This window comes from Pedobacter yulinensis (assembly GCF_003029735.1).
Lineage (GTDB): Bacteria > Bacteroidota > Bacteroidia > Sphingobacteriales > Sphingobacteriaceae > Pedobacter > Pedobacter yulinensis.
Window position 1 is genome coordinate 823,609 of record NZ_KZ686268.1, and the last position, 21,007, is coordinate 844,615.

19 protein-coding genes and 1 tRNA gene are annotated in these 21,007 nt (G+C 51.3%); 14 read left to right on the forward strand and 6 right to left on the reverse strand.

The window, feature by feature from the left end; all coding sequences use genetic code 11:
* The first annotated feature begins 53 nt into the window (after positions 1-53).
* The 5 genes from C7T94_RS03695 to C7T94_RS03715 all read left to right on the forward strand — a co-directional run bounded on the left by C7T94_RS03695 (position 54) and on the right by C7T94_RS03715 (position 5,390).
* On the forward strand, positions 54-908 hold the full coding sequence (locus tag C7T94_RS03695) for a M12 family metallopeptidase (protein ID WP_107213749.1): 855 nt from the start codon (positions 54-56) through the stop codon (positions 906-908).
* A gap of 84 nt (positions 909-992) precedes the next feature.
* Entirely contained in the window at positions 993-2,090 is a 1,098-nt protein-coding gene (nagA, locus tag C7T94_RS03700) for an N-acetylglucosamine-6-phosphate deacetylase (RefSeq protein WP_107213751.1), read from the forward strand.
* A gap of 63 nt (positions 2,091-2,153) precedes the next feature.
* Positions 2,154-2,858, forward strand: a complete 705-nt coding sequence (pyrH, locus tag C7T94_RS03705) for a UMP kinase (RefSeq protein ID WP_107213753.1) — start codon at positions 2,154-2,156, stop codon at positions 2,856-2,858.
* Between the two features lie 38 nt (positions 2,859-2,896).
* Positions 2,897-3,460 carry a ribosome recycling factor gene (gene frr, locus C7T94_RS03710; protein ID WP_107213755.1) on the forward strand — a complete coding sequence of 188 codons (564 nt, stop codon included), beginning with the start codon at positions 2,897-2,899 and terminating at the stop codon, positions 3,458-3,460.
* Positions 3,461-3,638: 178 nt separating this feature from the next.
* Positions 3,639-5,390 (forward strand): ABC transporter ATP-binding protein, encoded by a 1,752-nt coding sequence (locus C7T94_RS03715; protein ID WP_107213757.1) that lies wholly within the window; start codon positions 3,639-3,641, stop codon positions 5,388-5,390.
* A 236-nt stretch (positions 5,391-5,626) separates the two neighbouring features.
* Here C7T94_RS03715 and C7T94_RS03720 read toward each other — a convergent pair whose 3' ends face one another.
* The 3 genes from C7T94_RS03720 to C7T94_RS03730 form a co-directional block, all read right to left on the reverse strand.
* A complete protein-coding gene (locus C7T94_RS03720; RefSeq protein WP_107213759.1) occupies positions 5,627-6,925 on the reverse strand; it encodes an MFS transporter in 1,299 nt (432 codons plus the stop codon).
* A gap of 65 nt (positions 6,926-6,990) precedes the next feature.
* The gene (locus tag C7T94_RS03725; RefSeq protein ID WP_107213760.1) at positions 6,991-7,176 is read right to left on the reverse strand and encodes a DUF6358 family protein; all 186 of its coding nucleotides are present in this window, start codon (positions 7,174-7,176) and stop codon (positions 6,991-6,993) included.
* A gap of 2 nt (positions 7,177-7,178) precedes the next feature.
* A complete protein-coding gene (locus C7T94_RS03730) occupies positions 7,179-7,496 on the reverse strand; it encodes a rhodanese-like domain-containing protein (RefSeq protein ID WP_107214657.1) in 318 nt (105 codons plus the stop codon).
* A 185-nt stretch (positions 7,497-7,681) separates the two neighbouring features.
* On the opposite strand from C7T94_RS03730, the gene C7T94_RS03735 reads away from it, so the two are divergent.
* From C7T94_RS03735 to C7T94_RS03750, 4 genes are all read left to right on the forward strand, one after another.
* Positions 7,682-8,806: a DUF4407 domain-containing protein gene (locus tag C7T94_RS03735; protein WP_107213762.1), complete on the forward strand. Its 1,125-nt coding sequence runs from the start codon at positions 7,682-7,684 to the stop codon at positions 8,804-8,806.
* 75 nt (positions 8,807-8,881) lie between these two features.
* Entirely contained in the window at positions 8,882-10,714 is a 1,833-nt protein-coding gene (locus C7T94_RS03740) for a M61 family metallopeptidase (protein ID WP_107213764.1), read from the forward strand.
* Between the two features lie 4 nt (positions 10,715-10,718).
* Complete coding sequence (locus tag C7T94_RS03745; protein WP_107213765.1) at positions 10,719-12,035, forward strand: M20/M25/M40 family metallo-hydrolase; 1,317 nt, start codon at positions 10,719-10,721, stop codon at positions 12,033-12,035.
* A gap of 277 nt (positions 12,036-12,312) precedes the next feature.
* Positions 12,313-13,146 carry a helix-turn-helix domain-containing protein gene (locus C7T94_RS03750; protein ID WP_162618524.1) on the forward strand — a complete coding sequence of 278 codons (834 nt, stop codon included), beginning with the start codon at positions 12,313-12,315 and terminating at the stop codon, positions 13,144-13,146.
* Here C7T94_RS03750 and C7T94_RS03755 read toward each other — a convergent pair.
* A complete protein-coding gene (locus tag C7T94_RS03755) occupies positions 13,112-14,797 on the reverse strand; it encodes an alpha-glucosidase (RefSeq protein WP_107214658.1) in 1,686 nt (561 codons plus the stop codon). The two genes, C7T94_RS03750 and C7T94_RS03755, sit on opposite strands and share 35 nt — an antisense overlap.
* Before the next feature lie 105 nt (positions 14,798-14,902).
* Here C7T94_RS03755 and C7T94_RS03760 point away from each other — a divergent pair, with 105 nt between their 5' ends.
* Positions 14,903-15,118, forward strand: coding sequence for a hypothetical protein (locus tag C7T94_RS03760; protein WP_107213769.1), 216 nt, complete (start codon positions 14,903-14,905; stop codon positions 15,116-15,118).
* A gap of 111 nt (positions 15,119-15,229) precedes the next feature.
* Entirely contained in the window at positions 15,230-16,918 is a 1,689-nt protein-coding gene (locus C7T94_RS03765) for a S41 family peptidase (protein WP_107213771.1), read from the forward strand.
* An 8-nt stretch (positions 16,919-16,926) separates the two neighbouring features.
* Here the strand turns inward: C7T94_RS03765 and C7T94_RS03770 are convergent, their stop codons facing one another.
* Together C7T94_RS03770 and C7T94_RS03775 are read right to left on the reverse strand one after the other, a co-directional pair.
* Entirely contained in the window at positions 16,927-17,256 is a 330-nt protein-coding gene (locus C7T94_RS03770; RefSeq protein WP_107213773.1) for a 2Fe-2S iron-sulfur cluster-binding protein, read from the reverse strand.
* A gap of 76 nt (positions 17,257-17,332) precedes the next feature.
* Positions 17,333-18,343 (reverse strand): NAD(P)/FAD-dependent oxidoreductase, encoded by a 1,011-nt coding sequence (locus tag C7T94_RS03775; RefSeq protein WP_107213775.1) that lies wholly within the window; start codon positions 18,341-18,343, stop codon positions 17,333-17,335.
* Between the two features lie 347 nt (positions 18,344-18,690).
* On the opposite strand from C7T94_RS03775, the gene C7T94_RS03780 reads away from it, so the two are divergent.
* The 3 genes from C7T94_RS03780 (at position 18,691) to C7T94_RS03790 (ending at position 20,942) form a co-directional block, all read left to right on the forward strand.
* A complete protein-coding gene (locus C7T94_RS03780; protein WP_107213777.1) occupies positions 18,691-19,491 on the forward strand; it encodes a UDP-2,3-diacylglucosamine diphosphatase in 801 nt (266 codons plus the stop codon).
* Between the two features lie 201 nt (positions 19,492-19,692).
* The gene (prfA, locus tag C7T94_RS03785) at positions 19,693-20,766 is read left to right on the forward strand and encodes a peptide chain release factor 1 (protein ID WP_107213779.1); all 1,074 of its coding nucleotides are present in this window, start codon (positions 19,693-19,695) and stop codon (positions 20,764-20,766) included.
* Between the two features lie 102 nt (positions 20,767-20,868).
* Positions 20,869-20,942 (forward strand) — tRNA-Asp (locus C7T94_RS03790).
* Positions 20,943-21,007: the final 65 nt, after the last annotated feature.

Here is a 21,007-nt window from a genome sequence, read left to right on the forward strand (position 1 = left end):
GAGTTTTTAGTTTTGTCAGATTTTCCTGACAGTCATTACCTAATAACCTACCTATGAAAGCAAATCGAATTTTAATTCCGCTGTACCTGGCAATGGTGTGTATAGCGGCGTGCCAGAAAGACGAGCCGGCCCTGGCCGAACAGGAGAACCCGGAGCTCCAGGACTCATCGCGTGTCATGACTGATGGCAACCCGGGCGAGGCGGGCGTTGTGAAAAGTGCCTACCTGAACGGCGAACTTGTTACCTACACCGATTACAATGGAGAGATCGTGCTTGAGGGCGACATGATCCTGCGCGATTCCATGTTAAGCCCAAGTCCCATGACCACACAAACAACCGGATTTAAAGACCGGCAATGGAAAAACAAAACTGTGTATTACGATATTGCAGAAGAATTGCCTGACAAATACCGGGTGCGCAATGCCATTGCCCATTGGGAAAAACACACACCGCTTCGTTTTGTAAAGCGCAGCAACCAACGTGATTATGTGCATTTCGTGCGTGGCAGCGGATGCTCGGCAGACCTTGGTCACCAGGGCGGCAGGCAGGTTGTAAAACTGGCCAGAAATTGTAATACGTCGACCACCATACATGAAATCGGCCATGCGATCGGCCTGTTGCATGAACACACGCGGACCGACCAGGCCGAATTTGTGAAGATCAAATGGGGCAATATCCAGGAAGACAAAAAACACAACTTCAGAAAGTGGAGCCATTGGAATTATAACGGGTTCAACATGGGACAAAGAATGGATTTCCAGTCTGTCATGATGTACCACTCATGGTCGTTCGCAATCGATCCCAGCAAACCGACGTTAACGCGCCTGGATGGCAGCACTTTTAACGGAGGCAGTAAGCTCTCAGAGAAAGACATTGCAACGGTAAAAAAAATGTACGCCAACGAATAGAAAAAGGCTCCCTTTACCAGGGAGCCTTTTTCATGAACGGCTAACCGGCGCCATGTCTGCAATTTTTTTTATCTTTCGCGCACCATGCTTACCTTAACCAATTGCCGCTTTCCTGAGGGCCCTGCGGGTTCGACCAGGAACCTGGTTATCCGCGGCAGCTACATAGAAGCGCTGACCGATGATGTTCCGGTGGGAACAGACGTTCTGGACTGCAGGGGCGCCCTGTTGTGCCCGGGATTTATTGATCTCCAGATTTACGGTGCCGGCGGAAACCTGTTTTCGGCGCGCCCAAGTATTGAAAGCCTCCTGGCCATAGAAGATTCCCTGCTGCGGGCCGGAACGACCGGTTTTATGATCTGCATTGCCACCAATAGCGATGAGATCGTGTACCGCAGCCTCGATGTACTGAAGGCACACCGCAGCCAGGCACGAAATTGCCTGGGCGTTCACCTGGAAGGCCCGTACCTGAATCCGAAAAAGCGCGGGGCCCATGTGGAGCAGTTTATCCGCAAGGCTACGCTTGATGAGGTAAAAAAGCTGGTTGAGTATGGCGAGGGATTGATCCGCATCATGACCATCGCACCCGAGCTTCAGGATGAAGAGGTGCTGGATTACCTGGCAGCGCAAGATATCTTACTGTCTTTGGGACACAGTGATGCAACCTTTGCCCAGGCCATGCAGGCTTATGACCGGGGTTTCGCAACCACCACACACCTGTTTAATGCTATGAGCCCCATTCAGCACCGGGCACCCGGAATCCCTGTGGCCGCTTACCTGCACCCTTCGGCGCGGGCCAGCATCATTGTAGATGGTTACCATGTCGATTTTGAGGTGATCCGGATGGCCAAGGCTCTGATGGGTAAAAGACTTTTTCTTATTACTGACGCAGTAACCGCCTGTAACGAGGGGCCCTACCAGCACCATGAAAAAGACGGCCGCTTCCTGATGCCAGACGGTACATTGTCGGGCTCGGCACTGACCATGCCAGGGGCGGTAAAAAACTGTGTGGACCGCTGTGATATAGCGCTTGACGAGGCTGTTAGAATGGCCGCCGAATACCCAGCCGAACTGGCGGGCCTGCAGGCCGGAAAACTGGAGGCGGGCATGCCTGCCAACCTGGTTCTGCTGGATGAATCGATGGCGGTTCAGCAGGTAATCTTCAGAGGTGAAACGATCAGTTAACCCCGGTCGGGGAGCTAATCGATTTTTTTTGATATTTTTGCGCGGCTAAAATTTTATTCATAGATGAAATACAAACGGATACTCCTGAAACTGAGCGGCGAATCGCTGATGGGCGATAAGCAATACGGCATTGATAACGAGCGTGTTGACCAATACGCCCGCGACATCAAGGCTGTTCATGACAAAGGACTCGAAGTCGCCATCGTTATTGGCGGCGGAAACATTTTCAGAGGCCTTAGCGCTGAGAAATCAGGAATGGACCGTGCCCAGGCAGACTATATGGGAATGCTGGCTACCGTGATCAACTCGATGGCCCTGCAAGACGCGCTCGAAAAACATGGCCTGAAAACCCGCTTGCTGACCGCGATTAAAATGGAGCAGATCTGCGAGCCTTTTATCAGGAGACGTGCAGTCAGACACCTTGAAAAAGGACGGGTGGTCATCTTCGGCGCCGGAACGGGGAATCCCTACTTTACAACCGACTCTGCAGCAGCCCTGCGTGCCATTGAAATCAAGGCCGATGTGGTGCTGAAAGGAACACGCGTAGACGGTATTTATACCGCCGATCCCGAAAAAGATCCCAATGCAGTGCGGTACGATGAGATCAGTTTCAAGGAAGTGTACGCGAGAAACCTGAACGTAATGGACATGACCGCTTTTACACTTTGCGAAGAAAACCAATTGCCGATCATTGTGTTCGATATGAACAAAACGGGAAATTTCCTGAAAATAGCAGGCGGAGAAGCCATCGGAACGCTGGTAAAATAATTTGCACGCGAATTTTATATTTGTAAAAACACTGGAATATGAACGACCTGATAAAGAAACAACTGGAAGATGCCCGCCAGGGAATGGATAAAGCGATTGACCATTGCGAGGCCGAACTGACAAAGATACGTGCCGGAAAGGCGTCTGCCGGAATGCTCGATGGTATTTTTGTAGACTATTACGGGAACGCCACGCCGCTCGCGCAGGTTGCAAGCATCAATACACCTGATGCGCGCACGCTGCTGATCCAGCCCTGGGAAAAAACTTTGCTCGTGCCCATCGAACGTGCCATCCAGGAAGCGAACATCGGTTTGAACCCGCAGAATGATGGTGTGGTGATTCGTCTGGTTGTTCCGCCGTTAACTGAAGAGCGCCGCCGCGACCTCGTCAAAAAGGTAAAAGAAGAAGCCGAGCGTGGCCGTGTAACTGTGCGCAACATCCGTAAGGATGCGAACGAAAAACTCAAAAAACTGAAGGGCGAAAGTGTGTCTGATGACGAGATTAAAACCGGAGAGGCTGAAGTTCAGAAACTTACCGATGCTTATATCATTAAGGTCGACAAACATGCCGAGGCCAAGGAGAAAGACATCATGACCGTTTAGGTCAAAATACATGCGGATGTCAAATTGAGTCCGCTTAGAAAGGGAATGGGCGCAAGTTCATTCCCTTTCTTTATTTTTGACGGCTTTCTTCTGCCGGTATTGCGCCGGTCGCTGACAGCGCTTCTGTACCCCCTGCTGCCTTAAGCAGGCATACGAACAAAACAAACCCCGCACTGCAATGAAAATTCTCTTTGGCTACCTTAAAAATTATAAATGGCTGATCGCCCTGGCGCTGCTGCTGGCTGCCATTAACCAAGTCTTCTCTTTCCTGGATCCCTATGTTTTCCGGCTGATCATTGATAAGTATGTAACGAATTACAAGAACTTTACAACCGCCGAGTTTATTCGCGGCGCAGGCGTTCTTATTTTAATGGCCATGGGCGCTGCGATGGTTTCGCGCATTGCCAAAAACTTCCAGGACTATTACGTGAATGTGATTACCCAGCGTCTGGGTGCAAAAATTTATTCAGACGGCCTTGCGCACTCCCTGGAGCTGCCTTACCAGGTTTTTGAAGACCAGCGCAGCGGCGAAACCCTGGGCATTTTACAGAAGGTACGCATTGACACCGAAAAGTTGATTCAGCTTTCGATCAATGTGCTGTTTACAAGTATTATAGGCATTGTCTTTGTCACTGTTTACGCGGTAACAGTTTACTGGTTGATCGCAGTTGTCTATTTTTCAGCCATTCCCCTGCTGGGTTTTCTAAGCTCATTTCTAAGCAAACGGATTAAAAAGGTGCAGAAAAGCATCGTTTCTGAAACGACAGCGCTTGCCGGCTCAACGACCGAGTCGCTACGCAACATCGAACTGGTTAAAAGCCTGGGGCTGGCCCAGCAGGAGATCGGGCGGCTGAATGCGACCACAACTAAAATTCTTGGGCTCGAGCTTAAGAAGGTAAAGTATGTGCGGAGCCTCAGTTTTATCCAGGGCACATTTGTCAACCTGCTGCGCAACGGCCTGTTGTTTTTGATGATGTATCTTATTTTTGCGGGAACGATTACGGTAGGCGAGTTCTTCTCGCTCTTTATCTATTCGTTTTTCATCTTTGGTCCGCTGCAGGAGCTGGGAAACATCATCAATGTATACCGGGAAACAGAAGTCTCGCTTAATAATTTTGAGAACATCATGAGCCGCCCGAAAGATGCTAAACCAGCAAATCCGAAACAGATTGACCACATTTCAAAGCTGGACTTCGAAGCAGTGGGCTTCAAGCACCAGAGTGCGAACAAAAACGCGCTGGAAGATATCAGTTTTGGTGTCAGGACTGGTGAAACGATCGCTTTCGTTGGTCCTTCGGGGGCGGGTAAAACAACTCTTGTTAAGTTGCTTGTTGGCTTGTACCAGCCAAAAATGGGACGCGTATTGTACAACGGAATTGACAGTTTCGATGTAGATCTAGATGAGCTGCGCGAAAAGATTGGGTTTGTAACCCAGGATACACAGCTGTTTTCAGGAACGATCAGAGAAAACCTGCTTTTCGTTAACCCCACGGCCTCTGATGAGGAATGTATGCGGGTCCTGCACCAGGCGGCCTGTCAGAACCTGCTAGCCCGTGCCGAAAAGGGCCTTGATACGGTGATCGGGGAGGGCGGAGTAAAGGTTTCGGGTGGCGAGAAACAGCGGCTGTCCATCGCACGCGCCCTGCTCAGAAGACCTGATATCCTGGTATTTGACGAGGCCACTTCTTCGCTCGATTCGATTACAGAAGAGGAGATCACGTCCACGATCCGCAATGTTTCCAACATGACAGACCACATCACCATTCTAATCGCACACCGGTTGTCGACCATCCGCCATGCCGACTGCATCTATGTACTTGAGAAAGGGCAGATCGTTGAGTCAGGCTCGCATCAGCAGTTGATTGATAAGAACGGGCTTTACCAGGCCATGTGGCGGCAGCAGGTCGGCGAGCAAACAGAAGTGGCCTAAATCGCTGATTTTCAGGACGAACTTTAAAAGGTTTGTACTGGCATGACGGCGCTGTGAGCACACTTACAGGTTGGGTGCCCGGAGCTGCCTTGTACGAGGGATAGGCCAAAATGGCTGGCATGACAGATTCCTATTAATATTAGGGTCAAATAGTTTAAAACAGCGGCACAGTGCTGCACCTTAAAGTTGGTAACTTTCACAAAGTTACCAACTTGGTTTTTAAATTTTCTAAAAAATTACAATTTTTTCTTTTCAGTTGGGGTATTGTTGAGGTCTTCAAGGCTCAGGGACGTGAGCGCCCGTGTCTTCCACCAGGTGATCCCCGCAATGGCAATGGTCATGCTGCCGCCGAAAACCACTGCCGGCACCGTACGCATCAGTCTCGCCGTCAGGCCGGATTCGAAGGCTCCGATTTCATTCGAAGAACCGATGAACATGGAGTTGACCGCCGACACCCGGCCACGCATTTCATCGGGCGTGAGCAGCTGCATGATCGTAGAGCGGATAATGACACTGATGCTGTCAAACGATCCCTCCAGGAACAAAAAGAACAATGTCAGGTAGAAGTTCCTGGACAGCCCGTAACAGATGATGCTGGTTCCGAATCCGGCTACGGCGATCAGCAGGTTTCTCCAGGGTTTGTTCATGGGCGAAAACCGGGTCATGGCAAACATGGTCAGCACGGCTCCGAGCGAAGCCGAGGCCCGCATCAGGCCGAGCCCTTCAGAACCCACTTTCAGAATATCGTTTGCAAATACCGGCAACAGGGCAACGGCCCCGCCAAAAAAAACCGAAAACAGGTCGAGGCTCATGGCTCCAAGCATCATTTTGTTTCTGAACACAAAAACGACACCCTCAGACAGGCTCTTCAAAACCGGTTGTTGCGGAACAAAAGCCGGCGGATGCCGTTTCAGAAAAAAAATGCAGATCAGCGAAACCAGGATCAGCGACAGGATGACCGAATATGTTGCCGTGATCCCCGCAAAGCCATAGATCAGGCCGCCGGCTGCCGGCCCGAGGATCGAGGCCGCCTGCCAGCTTGAACTGTTCCAGGTGCTCGCATTGGGATAATGAGATTTGGGCAGGATCTGCGCCATGAGTGAAAACGTGGCAGGGGAGAAAAAACCGCGGGCTATGCCCATGCCAAACACCATGGCATACATAACCGTCACGATGCGGTTCACGGGAATAAACTGGTGCGCCCATTGCGTCGTGGCTGCAAGCATGATGGCTGAACACACGAACACACCGCTGAAAACTTTAAGCAACAGCCCCCTTTTTTCTGATTTATCGGCTACATAACCGCCATACAGTGCGATGCAAATGGCCGGAATAGCCTCGCACAGGCCAACTAAACCCAGCGCGAGCGGGTCTTTGGTCAGGTGGTAAACGTGAAAGCCGATAATAACGGCCTGCATCTGGTAGGCCAGCGTAAAGAAAAAACGCATGCCCAGGTATGAACGGAACTCGGGGAAGCGTAGCGCGGCATAGGGATCCGGTTTAACCGGATCTGCCTCAGGTAAAGAAGCTGTCATGAACTGTTAACAACGCGCAGTAATAATTGGCCGTTACAGAACGGCATAAAAAAAGGAGTAATTGCTTACTCCTTGAAACTTTTACGGACTTCTTTCAACAGCTGCATCTTCAGGTAAAAAAAGACAGCACCTGTTGCCACAAACATGGTAACCAGGAGGTACTTTTCATTCTGAAAGCTCCAAACGAGGCCGAAGCCGGAAAGGATAAGGCCTATCGTGAAGAAGATATTCAATGCGATCTTTTTGCCCATGCCTAGTAAACCGGCATGTTTGGATCGAAGGCTTCCTGCCAGGCCAGGATACCACCTTTCAGGTTGTACAGGTTGGTAAACCCATGCGCCTGTTCCAATTGCATAACGGCTGCCGCGCTCCTTTTGCCGCTGCGGCACTGGATGATAACCGGCTTGTCTTTGGCAATCTTGTCGGCCTCGATCAGGATGCCACCAAGCGGGATGTTCTCCCCGTCCAGGTTAGATGTTTCGTATTCAAACGGTTCCCTGACATCGATAAGCTGGAAATCTTCGTTGTTGTCGATCTTTGCTTTGAGTTCCTCTACGGTAATCTCTTTCATATGCGTGATTTTTGATTCGGTATTGCGGCTAAGCCGGTAACACAAATATACAAAGAAAATTAACCGCAGGTTGTTTGCTGAATTGTCTTTACATTTGTGCTACACCCAGCAGACCATTTACAAAAACTTTTGTAACAACCTGACACCCCGGGCGTTTAACTACAGTATAGACAATTCTTCTCGAGATGAACAGGATAAACCGTTTTTTCTGGTTTTGCAGCGGCGCACACATTCCCACACTGGAAAAATACCCGACAGAACACAATAAATTCACCGGGATCGGTGCCACCATCTTCTTTACAGGTCTTTTTGCCGCCTTGTCGGGAGGATACGCCATGTATTTCGTGTTCAAGGGCGATACGCTGGCCGTTCTGTTCGCTTTGTTCTTTGGTGTGCTCTGGGGGCTGGCGATCTTTAATATGGACCGTTACATTGTTTCCAGCATCAATAAAAGCGGTTCGACCTGGAAGCAGTTCCTCCAGGCAGCACCCCGGATCTTCCTCGCGGTGATGATCGGTATCGTGATTTCCCGGCCACTCGAGCTCAAGCTTTTCGATAAGGAAATCCGCGAACGGTTAAAAGTAAGTTACCTGAATGCCCAGCGTGCAAAGATCGATACGCTGAATAAAGCTTTCGGTAAAAAATACAACGCAGAACTGGCCAAGCTCAGCGAATTAAAGGCACGCCGCGACTCGCTGGAACAGGGAATCAAGACAGACAGGCAAAAACTGAATTTTGAAATTTTCGGGAATAAAACCACCGAGACATCGGGTGTAATGGGGTACGGCCCATATGCAAAAAGAAAAGAGGCCGATCTGAAAGCCCGGGAAACAGACCTTGACAGCCTGCGCGCCAGCATCGTCAAAGCTGAAAACTTTGTAGACGGGCGCAAAAAATTCGATGGCCTGATGGATGAGAAACTCCTGACCGGTAAACAACTGGACAGCGCGGTGAACATTGCGGGCTTTGCCGACCGCAACTGGGCATTGGGCCAGCTAAAGGTCAATCCGAATGGCACCAAGAACGAAGACAATGCACTGGCCGTAACCTTTATCGGCTTGCTTTTCATTTTCTTTGAATGTTTGCCTGTCTTTGTAAAGCTGATGAGCCAACGCGGCGCCTACGATGTAGCTGTAAACGACCTCGAAGAGATAAACATGCACCATTCAGCGAAAGACAAGGATTACAACATTCATGTTGCAGACAGGATCCAGGAAACCAGGGTTGATGCAGAAGTGACCAAAAGGCAGGAGATTTTGAAAGGCCGCGCTTACCGCGATCTTGAAAAATACAACTGGGACCAGGATTAACGTCTTTTCTTGTAATATTCTTTAGATAGTTCCGATAAACTGCAAGAACGCGCTAAATTGGTGTCACCCTTATTTATGAAGAAACTTTATCTTTTTGCCGGCCTTTGTCTGTGCGCTTTCACGGTTAAATCCCAGCGGGAAATTGCTTATACCGTTAGTTTTCCCAATGCGGTGCACCACGAGGCACACATCGAGATGGAGATAGACGGCATCAAACCAGGCAATGTACTGCTGCGTATGGCCAGGTCTTCGCCCGGGAGATATGCCACGCACGAGTTTGGCAAAAATATTTATCAGCTTAAAATCTGGAACAACGGAAAGGCGGTTTCTTTCGAACAGCCTGCCGGCGACCAATACCTGGTAAAGGCTGCCGCCGGAAAACTCCGTGTTTCCTATACCCTCTTCGGCAACTGGATCGACGGAACCTATGCAGGCATTGATGAAACCCATGCTCACCTGAACATACCGGCCAGTTTTCTTTACCCGGCAGGGATGGATAAAGTGACAAGGAAGGTCACATTCAGGATGCCGCAAGGCGCAAACTGGAAACCGGCCACGCAGCTGAAGCCTGTAGCACCTGGTGTATTTACAGCCCCGGGCCTGCAGTATTTCATGGATAGCCCGGTTGAGCTGGCCGACTATCGCGCGGCGCTTGTAGCAGAACGCCTCACGAATGGCAAAAAGCAGCGCATCTGGTATACAGGTCACATTCCCGATGAACAGGCCGTTGCAGATCGTTTCGCGAAAATGATTGCGCGGGTGGTTGACGAGCAGGCCGCCATTTGGGGCGAGCTTCCGGTTTTTGATTACGGACAGTACTACTTTCTGCATGATGTACATCCTGAAAACGCCGGCGACGGAATGGAACACCGCAATTCGACGGTTATTACGCAGCCCCGCAAAACCCTGAACGGGAATGAAAACCAGCTGCTGGGCACCTTTTCGCACGAATTTTTTCACGCCTGGAACGTAGAACGCCTGCGCCCCAAAAGTTTGGAACCCTTCGATTTCAGCCATTCGAATGTGAGCGGCGAACTCTGGCTTGCCGAAGGTTTTACGCAGTATTATGGAAACCTTGTGCTGAAACGGGCCGGCTTCCGGTCTGGCGAAGAGTGCCTGCGTACCTTTTCAGGCATCGTGAACGCCGTGCTGACAAGCCCGGGGGCCAAAGATTTTTCGCCGGTACAGGCCAGCCGGTATGCCGTATTTGCAGATGCAGGTGTAGCGGTAGACCAGACCAATATGGGCAACATCTTTACGTCATATTATACCTACGGCGCGGCGGTGGCGCTTGCGCTTGACCTCGAACTTCGTGGTTCACACAACCTGACGCTTGACGATTACATGCGCGCGCTCTGGACAAGTCATGGCAAACCAGAGCTGCCCTATACATTGAACGACCTGGAACTCGCCCTGGCCCGGCTCACAAAAAATCAGGCTTTTGCCCGGAAGTTTTTTGCTGATCATGTGAACGGCACAGCCAAGCCTGACTTCGCGGCCCTTTTTGCCCGTGCAGGGCTTGTGCTCCGTAAGCCGGCAAAACCAGGCATTTACACCGGGTTGGAGAACCTGCAGGTAAGCAATGGCGAGGCCCGGATTAAAATCAGTACCGTAAAGGGCAGCCCGGCCTATGAAGCAGGCCTTGATGCCGGCGACGTCATCCTGAGCATCGGGCAGCAAAAGATCAACGATGCCAAAGACCTGGGTAAAGCCTTTGAAGACCGGCAGGCGGGTGAGCCTGTCGTGATCAGCTACACACACCGTGGACAAGAAAAGCAAACAACACTGAAAATAACAGAGAGCCCTTACCTGGAACTGGTTACCCTCGAAACCACAGGTCAGCAGCCCGGGGCGGCTATGCGCACCTTCAGGGACAAATGGCTCGAGACGCAGATTAAACCAAACTAATAACATGAAAAAACTCCTATTTGCCGTTTCTGCACTGGTTGCCATGCAGGCTTCGGCTCAAACCACGGCCGACATCAATAAAGTGATTTCCAGGGAATATGCCGACCGCCTGATCAAAACGCTGAGTGCTGACGACATGCAAGGCCGGGGCACCTTTACACCGGGAATTGACAAGGCCGCCACGTTCATCGAATCTGAATTTAAAAAAATCGGCCTGCAGCCGCTTGCTGGACTAAAAGGGTATCGCCAAACCTTTTTTAAATACAGGCTTACCGGCGGTCAGCCAAGGGTAACCGTAGCCGGAAAAACCATTGATCCGGCAAATGTTGCCATAATCGGGAATACGGCAGAAAAGCTTGTTTTCGACTCAAGAGGCGGAGCGGCCATCGTTGTACTCGACACCACGAAAGAGTTTGCGACCCAGTACCGCCAGTTTGCGCGTTCGCCTGAAAAACAGCTTGTGCTGGTGCCGCAGAAGTTTGCCGACGCTTTTAAGCGGGTAAAAAGTTTCGCAGGAGGCGCAACGGTTGTCGACGAAAAAGACCTGAATGGCACTGATGGCGGTGGTACCGTGCTTGTATTCGGTGCAGACCCGGCCGCCAAAGATTTTTCGGTGAGCATGCAAAGCAAGGTGGAAAAGCTGCCACTGTTTAATGTGGCAGGAATGATTCCCGGTAAAACGAAACAAAAAGAACTGGTCATTTTCTCCGGTCATTACGACCACATTGGCATCCAGAAGCCGGTCGGTACTGACAGCATCGCCAACGGGGCTGACGATGATGCGTCGGGAACTACGGCGGTTATTGCACTTGCCAAATACTACAAAGCGCTTAAAGGCAACGAGCGGACACTTATTTTTGTCGCTTTTACGGCAGAAGAAATTGGCGGTTACGGCGCCCGGTATTTCTCTGGCCAGCTTAATCCGGATGATGTCGTCGCCATGTTTAACATTGAAATGATCGGAAAGGATTCCAAGTTCGGACCAAACACCGCGTTTATTACGGGCTTTGAAAAATCTGATTTTGGCAAGATCCTGCAAAAGAACCTGGCGGGCACTGAGTTTAGTTTTCACCCCGATCCCTACCCGCAGCAAAACCTTTTTTACCGGAGCGACAACGCAACGCTGGCGGCCCTGGGCGTACCCGCGCACACCATCAGCACTGTCCAGATAGATGGCGACAAGCTGTACCATACTGTTAAAGATGAATACAGCAGCCTGGACGTAGAAAACATTCTGAGCACCATCCGGGGCATTGCCAGAAGCGCGGTCAGCATTGTAGCGGGCAAAGACACACCGACACGCATTCCAAAATTGCAGTAACGCTGTCTCCAATAGAAGATCTGGGGTTGCGGTCAAGCCGTAACCCCTTTTTTGAATAGCGAAAGCTCCCCATCCGGGGAGCTTTTACCAACTAACAAAACATATTTATTGGAGATGAAGGGCACATTCGCGTCGCCCGTTGCCCACACTGCAGTTCAGGCAGGCTCGGGGGACATTTATTTTTATTTAGACTGATTACAAATTATAAGGCAAATATGTTTATTATTGTATCGACCGGTTAACGCCAGGCGGAGCATAAATGCCGTTAGAAGGAGTAATGCAGATAAACTTTGTTTCAGCAGGAGGACAGACCTTCTCCGGTTTGCTTGATACCGGGCAGGAGAGCTATTTCCTGCTTTCCGGCCAGGAGGGGTGGCTGGCCTTTTCCTGCTTCGAGGGGTTCCAAATCATAGCTGTCAGTCACAAAAACACATGTAAACTAAAAATTCGCCACCCTGCGTGCGGGCGCTGGCACATCAACGCCATTGGTGCCGGCGCTGTGAATGGCACTTCTGTACACAACAGTGGGTTAGCACTCACTGCAGACCAGTTTGAATTGCAAACCAACGGCCAGATGCTCGCAATAGGCCGGGCAGACCCGGCGGTATCGATGACAGGCAAGAACGGTGCTGGCGCGCCACAAACGCAGCTGGTTAAAGAAGTCATGACCTTGCTTGGCCACAAGCCGGTAAACACCCCGGAACTGCTTCGGCTTGTAACGTCGTTAACAGGCGAACCCGCGGGGTGCATCCCGGGGCCGGATCTGCATCCGGCGGACGCCGAAAAACTTTGGCAGGCAAGGCTGCACATGGAGCAGCACCTGCAGGCACCGCCATCGCTGTTTGAATTGGCCAGGCTGATCGGTCTGAATGATTATAAGCTGAAGCGGGATTTCAAAAAGCTGTTCGGCACGACAGTTTTCGGATACCTCTATGAAAAACGCATGGAGAAGGCCAAGGCTTTACTGGAACAGGAACGGCTACCGGTGGGCGAAATTGCTTACCTGGTTGGCTACAAGAACCCGCAGCATTTTACGGCGGCGTTTAAAAAAAAGTTCGGTTGTTTACCGCGCGGTTTCAGGCAGCCGGTCCATCATGAATCCGGGCTATGAGTGCCTGCCAGGGCATTAAATGTACAAGGCCTGACGCAGCCTGGCTTACACCGGGCAAGTTGCTGATCAGCACATCAAGATCTTTTCCGGGAACCTGGATGTCTGCAGGATCATTGCTGAAATTGAGCAACACCAGCAATTGTTCCTGCTCCAGGCTGCGGGTATAAGCATAGACCTGCGGATGGGTCGGATCGATCAGTGTATACGTTCCATAAACCAGGGTTTTATGTTGCCGCCGCAGCGCCACCAGTCTTCTGAAATAATTCAACGGACTGTCGGGATTAGTTTCCTGGGCCGCTGCGTTGACCGTTTCGTGGTTTGGGTTAACCTTAAGCCAGGGCTCGCCGGTTGTGAAGCCCGCATTCGGACCTGCTGTCCATTGAAAAGGCGTGCGGCCGTTATCACGGGCTGTCATCTTTTGGTTGTCCATAAAGGCTTTCAGGTCGCCCACCTCCTGCCGGATGCGCTCATACTGGTTGATCGTTTCAATGTCCCGGTAGTCGTCAATGTAGTCAAAACGGATATTGGTCATGCCGAGCTCATCGCCGGCATAAAAGAAAGGGGTGGCGCGGTGGCTGAGCAGGAAAGTCATAAGCAGTTTCGCAGCGGCGTTTGCGAATGCCGGACCGTCGTTTCCCCAGCGGCTCAGCATGCGGGGCTGGTCGTGGTTGCCGAGGTAAATCGTTCCCCAGCCGCGGTGTTCGAAAACCTTGTCCCAGGCGGTATATACCTTTTTAAATTCGAGGAGGTCTACGCCATCGGGGTCAGGCACTTTGTATTCGCCGGGAATGTAACCAATGTCCATACCCTCAAAATGATACAGCAGGTTTAGCTCCCGGCGGTCGGGGTCTACAAAATTGAGCGCCTTTTCGGGTGTTACGCCTACACCTTCGGCAATGCTGACCATGTCGTAGTGCTGCAGCACTTCATCATGCATTTCCTGCAGGTGCTGGTGCAGGCTGGGGCCTTCAGAGTAAACCTGTACCGGCGGCCAGGTGGTGTCTTTTGATATGAATGGAATGACATCCATGCGAAAGCCGTCTATGCCTTTATCCAGCCAGAAACGCATGATGCTGTAAATTTCCCGGCGCAGGTCCGGGTTTTCCCAGTTCAGGTCGGGCTGTTTTTCACTGAAATACCGCAGGTAATAGGCATCAGTCAGCGCGTCGTATTTCCAGGCATCGTTTTTTACGTCAAAAAAACTGAATCTCTTAGGCGGCACCCCGTTTTCTGCGGGATACCAATGGTAATATTCGCGGTAGGGGTTATCACGGCTTTTGCGGCTTTCAATAAACCAGGGGTGTTCGTCGCTGCTGTGGTTGGCCACCAGGTCGAGGATGAGCCTCAGTCCGCGCTGGTGCATGGCGGCGAGCAAGTCATCGAAATCCTGCATGGTGCCAAAGTCGTCCATGATGTTGCAGTAGTCGCTGATGTCGTAGCCGTTATCATCGTTAGGCGAAGAAAAAATGGGATTGAGCCAGATCGCGTCTACGCCCAGGCTTTGTATGTAGTCGAGCTTTTCCAGGATGCCGCGCAGATCGCCAATGCCGTCGCCATTGCTGTCTTTAAAACTGCGGGGATAGATCTGGTAAACAATTGATTCTTTCCACCAGGGCTGGCTTGGGTCAAGGGGTTCTGCTGCTGCGGTCATGCAGAACAAACAGGCGGCCGGAGGGATTTGTTTACTCTCGCTGCCGGGAACGCCGGCGTTTTGACCTTGCTTTTTATTTGTTATTTTTGAGGCAAACATTGACCGATGGCAAATTTTACGCTTACTGCAGAGAACTGGGAAAAAGTGAAAATCAAATTTCTGCGCAAATACCGCGACCTGGCGGGCGCCGATATCGTTTTTACCCCGGGTAAAGAAGAAGAACTGGTGCAGCAATTGATGCACCTGGTAAAACGCGACCGGGAATACATCGAATTTACGATCAATAAGGCACTGGCCGATCTGAAGGGCAACCGGTTATAACCCGCTTCAACCTGCCGGTGCTGTTTTTCAGCATCTTCATTTTCAGGTTATTTCCTTTTCGTATATTTAGGCAGCGGTACTGCCCGCCGGTGCCAAAATAAAACTTTTTCAATGAAAAAAAGCCGCTCCTTTGTGTTTGCGGTCCTTTTGCTGGGTGTCTCTGTTCTAAGCTGGACCTTTCGCGAAGACCTGTTCCTGGTATCTAAAAACCTGGATATTTTTGCCTCCGTTTACAAGGAGATCAACATGAACTATGTTGATGAAACAAACTCCTCGGCGCTCATGCGCACCGGGATCGACGCCATGCTCGAAAGCCTGGACCCTTACACAGAATATGTTCCCGAGTCTGAGGTCGAAGATTACAAACTCAAATATGTAAGCGCACAGTATGGCGGCATCGGCGCAAGTACAGTATTTATCGAAGGCAAACTATACATCAATGACATCAGCGCTGGCTATCCGGCCAACCGGAGCGACCTGCGGTCGGGCGATCAGCTGGTGCGCATCAACAATGTCCCGGTGCAGGGAAAGGATCGCACCGAGATCAGCCGCCTGCTCCGCGGCCCCAAGGGGAGCCCGGTTAACCTGATGCTGATCCGCGATGGCAATGTCATCAGCAAAACACTGACGCGCGATGAAATACACCAGCCAAATGTCAGTTATGCAGGGATGCTGGCTGATGGGGTTGGTTACATCCGCCTGGATAAGTTCCTGGAAAACTCTGCCCGCGAGGTCCGTGAGGCACTTGCCGGCATCATGCAGCAACAGCCCCGCGGCCTGGTGCTCGACCTGCGCAACAATGGCGGAGGTATCTTGCAGGAAGCTGTGAAAATCGTCAACCTGTTCGTGAATAAAGATATCCTGGTGGTTACACAAAAGGGCAAGAACCCGGAAAAGACCATTGCGTACAAGACGTACAGCCCGCCTGTCGATGCGCAGCTGCCCCTGGTGATCCTGATCAACGGCAATTCAGCCTCGGCATCTGAGATTGTGGCCGGGGCAATGCAGGACCTGGACCGTGGTGTCGTCATTGGCCAGCGCAGTTATGGCAAAGGCCTGGTGCAGCAAACCTTCAACCTCCCTTACAACAGTCTCGTTAAGGTAACCGTAGCGAAATATTACACGCCCTCTGGCAGGTGTATCCAGGCGCTGGATTATGCCCACCGCAAGGCCGGCCGCGCTTCACGTTTCGCCGATTCGGCCATGTCAGTCTTCCAGACCAGCTCGGGGCGGCAGGTGTATGACGCGAACGGCATTTACCCGGATGTGTACGTTCCGGCCAGGAAGGTAAGCCCGGTCACTGTGTCGCTGTTCAGCAAAAACCTCTTTTTTACCTACGCCAATAGCTACAAAAAAAGCCGGCCTGCCCCGGCCGATGCAAAGGGCTTCAAATTGTCAGATGCAGAATACAATGAATTTGTGGCCACCCTGGCCGATAAAGACTACAGCTACACCAGCAAAACAGAAAACCTGTTGAGCGGCCTTGCCGAAGAGGCCGAGAAAGAAAACAAACTGGCCCAGGTCAAGGCAGATCTGGACGACCTCAAGACAAAGCTGCTCGGAGCCAAAAAAACCGACCTGGTCACGAACAAGGCCGAAATCAAACGTGTACTCGAAAGCCAGATTATAGCCCGTTATTTCTATGAAAAAGGCAAGATCGAGCAGTCGTTCCAGTATGATAAGGAGCTGCAGCAGGCCATGACAATCCTGAACAATAAGCCGCAGGTGCTTGCCATCCTGAAAGGTTCAGGCAATTACAAAACGATCGGGAAACCCGGAAAAGGATCAGAGCTTGATTAAAGCGCCGGTTAAGACTGGTGGTGGAGTTTCACTTTAAGGCCCTGCATATCAGGGTTTAACTGCAGCTGGCAGGCCAATCTGGAATTAGGTAACAGGTCTGGCAATGTATCGAGCATGGCATATTCATCGTCAGACATTTCGTTCAGCTTTTCTTCACCTTCCAAAACGTCGACGCAGCAGGTGGCGCACAAGGCCATTCCACCGCAGGTGGCCAGAATATCGTATTCAGAAGCTTTCAGAAATTCCATCAGGCTCAGGCCCATGTCGGTTGGTGCCTCGTGTTCAGTCACTGAACCGTCCGGTTCCTGTACGTAGATCGTGATGTTGTTTTCGTCCATGCGGGGTTAGCTCTTTTGTATTGGTGCCCGGCCGATTATGCCGGCCGGGCCACAAATTTAAGAAAAAGACGGATAATTAAAATTCAGAGATGCCGTTCACCGTGGTGTACTTCATGGTGTATTTTTTACCCGGATTCATGTATTGATAAGCGCTGTGGCTCATCAGGGCCGCTTCGTGGAAGCCGCAAAGAATGAGCTTCAGTTTGTTTGTATAGGTGTTGATATCGCCGATGGCATAGATGCCGGGAATGTTCGTCGAATAATCATCTACATTGACCTCGATGGCACTTTTGCTGATGTTGAGGTTCCAGGCTTCGATTGGGCCCAGCTTAGGGCTAAGGCCAAACAGCGGAATCAGGTGGTCAGTTTCAACGCGCGTGGTTTCCATGCTGCGGTTGTGGATCAGCTCAACGGCTTCCAGTTTCCCGTTGCCCTGAACCGCATTCAGGTTGCTGTTCAGTACCAGGTTAATGCGGCCGCTTTCGGCAAGCTCCATCACCTTGTTTACAGAATCAGGCGCGCCGCGGAAACTTTCGCTGCGATGTACCAGGGTCAGCTCGCTCACCACGTCAGACAGGAAGATGGTCCAGTCGAGGGCCGAATCGCCGCCACCGGCAATCACCATTTTCTGGCCCCGGTATTTTTCAGGATCCAGGATCATGTAATTAACCCCTTTGCCATTTTCAAAGTTTTCCAATCCTTCTACTGCCGGTTTGCGCGGCTCAAAACAACCCAGGCCGCCGGCAATCACGATCACTTTGGCTTCGATTACCGTACCCATGTTGGTGGTCAGGACAAAATCGGCTTCGCCACGCTTTTCGAGTCCTTCAACACGCTCGCCCAGGGTAAAGGTAGGGTGGAACGGCTTGGCCTGCTCCATCAGGTTGTCTATCAGTTCCTGCGCCAGGACTGAAGGGTAACCCGGAATGTCGTAAATGGGTTTCTTGGGATAGATTTCAGACAATTGTCCGCCAACCTGCGGAAGGTAATCGATCAAATGGCAGCGCATTTTCAGCAATCCTGCTTCAAAAATTGCGAATAAACCCACGGGGCCGGCGCCGATAATGGCTATATCTGTTGAAATCATAATCTTATTTTGCGGCAAATTTACAAAAAATACAGATATGGCTTATGCTTATTTAGAAGAGTTCCAAATAATCTGTCCGTCATATGCTGTTTTGTTTGCTGCCTTGGGCAGCGCCGCAAAAGTAAATAAAATAATGTAATATCTATAGAAATACTAGTATTTGGAAAGCAGGGACGGCAGCCGGTCGGTTGCAGCTGTCCCGTGCTTTGCTGTAGCCCGCTGCGCCGGGGCTGCCGCTTCGCCCGGGTTTACCCGGCAGGGCAGGTGCTGCTATCCGGGGGCAGTTCCCCTCAGCCTGCCCGGGCAAGCCGCAAAAACAGGCTAAAATTTCCTAGTTTTGTTTCTGCATGAAAAAGATCTATTTCGCCTCAGACTTTCACCTGGGTACACCTGGAAAAGAGGAAAGCCGGAGCCGTGAGCGCCGGATTGTACGCTGGCTGAACAGCATACAGGACGACTGCGGCGAGCTTTTTTTAATGGGCGATGTATTTGATTTCTGGTTTGAATACGAGAAGGTCATTCCCAAAGGTTTCGCTCGTTTGCAGGGCAAACTGGCTGAGATGAGCGATTCAGGAATCAAAATCTGGTTTTTTAAAGGCAACCACGACATGTGGGTGCGCAGTTACTTTACCGAAGAGCTGGGCATGGAGATCGTGAGCGACGAACTGGTGATTGAGCGCGGCGGGAAAAAGTTTTACCTGCACCATGGCGACGGGCTTGGCCCCGGCGACCGCAAGTACAAGCTGCTGCGCAAGATATTCAGGAGTCCGCTGTGCCAGTGGTTGTTTGCCCGCGTGCATCCAAACCTGGGTATTGGTGTGGCCAATGCCTGGTCGCAGCACAGCCGCGCCGCGGGTGCCAAAGAGGAAGTTTACGAGGGCGCGGCACGCGAGTGGCTGGCCATTTATGCCAGCGAGATTTTGCAGCAGCAGCACATTGATTATTTTGTTTTCGGTCACCGGCACCTGCCGCTCGATCTGCAGCTGAGGCCGGGAAGCCGGTATGTCAATACCGGGGAGTGGCTGATGTACCAGTCGTACGCCGTTTTTGATGGCACAGACCTGAAACTCTGTTTTTTTGAAAGCGCGAAGCGCCCCGGCTGGATGCAGGGTGGGCAGGACCAGCTTGTGGCAGACCCTGCCGGCTAAACCCGATTGCGCGGAAAGCCCGCAGCAAGGAACGCGCGCGGACTTGGAGCAAAAGCGGGAGGGGTGTAACCGACCGGCACCGGAGCCTGCTTTCCAAACAGGCAACAGGAGGCAAAAATGTGCATGAAAAGCCGTATTTTTGTAGCCCGAAACACCGCAGCAGCTTTGCTTGTTGTGTGTTGAAATTCTGAACAATAGCATATGTTAGATAAATTAGAAGCCATTAAATTGCGCTGGGAAGACGTAGAAGAGCAATTGAGCAATCCGGATGTGATCCAGGATATGAAACGTTTTGCTGCGCTGAATAAAGAATATAAAGACCTGACGAAGATTGTAGAAGAGTACAAGGTCTACAAAAACGTCATGAGCAATATAGATGCGAACAAAGAGATCCTGTCTACCGAGAAAGATCAGGAGATGCGCGAAATGGCCAAAGAGGAGCTGGATCTGCTGCTTGACCAGCAGCAGGAAATGGAAGAGCGCATCAGGCTGATGCTGATTCCGAAAGATCCGGAAGATGCGAAAAACGCGGTGTTCGAGATCAGGGGCGGTACGGGTGGTGACGAAGCGGCCTTATTTGCCGGCGATTTGTACCGTATGTACACCCGCTATTTTGAAACCAAGGGCTGGAAAACTGAGGTGATGGACGTAACCGAGGGCACGGCCGGCGGTTACAAGGAGGTAGTGCTGAAGGTAAGCGGCGACGATGTGTACGGTCAGCTGAAATATGAGAGCGGCGTGCACCGCGTGCAGCGGGTGCCGGAGACAGAAACACAGGGGCGGGTGCATACCTCGGCTGCTTCGGTAGCGGTGCTGCCAGAGGCCGAAGAGGTAGACGTATTCGTGAACCCTGCCGACGTGGAGCTGCAAACCTCGCGATCGGGCGGTGCGGGCGGACAGAACGTAAATAAGGTAGAGACCAAGGTACAGCTGACGCACAAGCCATCGGGTATTGTGGTGGTGTGCCAGGTAGAGCGTTCGCAGCTGGCCAACCGCGAGCTGGCCATGGAGATGCTGCGCAGCAAGCTGTACGACCTGGAGGTGCAGAAAAAACACGGCGACATTGCAGCGAAGAGGAAAACGATGGTCTCGACCGGCGACCGGTCGGCCAAGATCAGGACGTATAATTATCCGCAGGGAAGGGTGACCGACCACCGCATTGGCTTGACCTTGTACAACCTGCCAGCCGTGATGGATGGCGCGGTTCAGGACCTGATCGATGCGCTGCAGTTTGCCGAGAATGCAGAGAAAATGAAAGAAGGTGCTGTGAATTAAGTGCTTATAAATTTTTTAAAAAAAGTATTTGCAAAGTAGATTATTCGGTCTATATTTGCATTCCCGAAAGGGAGACAGGAGCTGGAAAGCAACTGGAATTTAGGAGTGGTAGTTCAGCTGGTTAGAATACATGCCTGTCACGCATGGGGTCGCGGGTTCGAGTCCCGTCCATTCCGCAACAAAAGCCTTAACTTGAAAAAGTTGAGGCTTTTTTGTTTTTGTTTAGGCATGCTAACGTTGG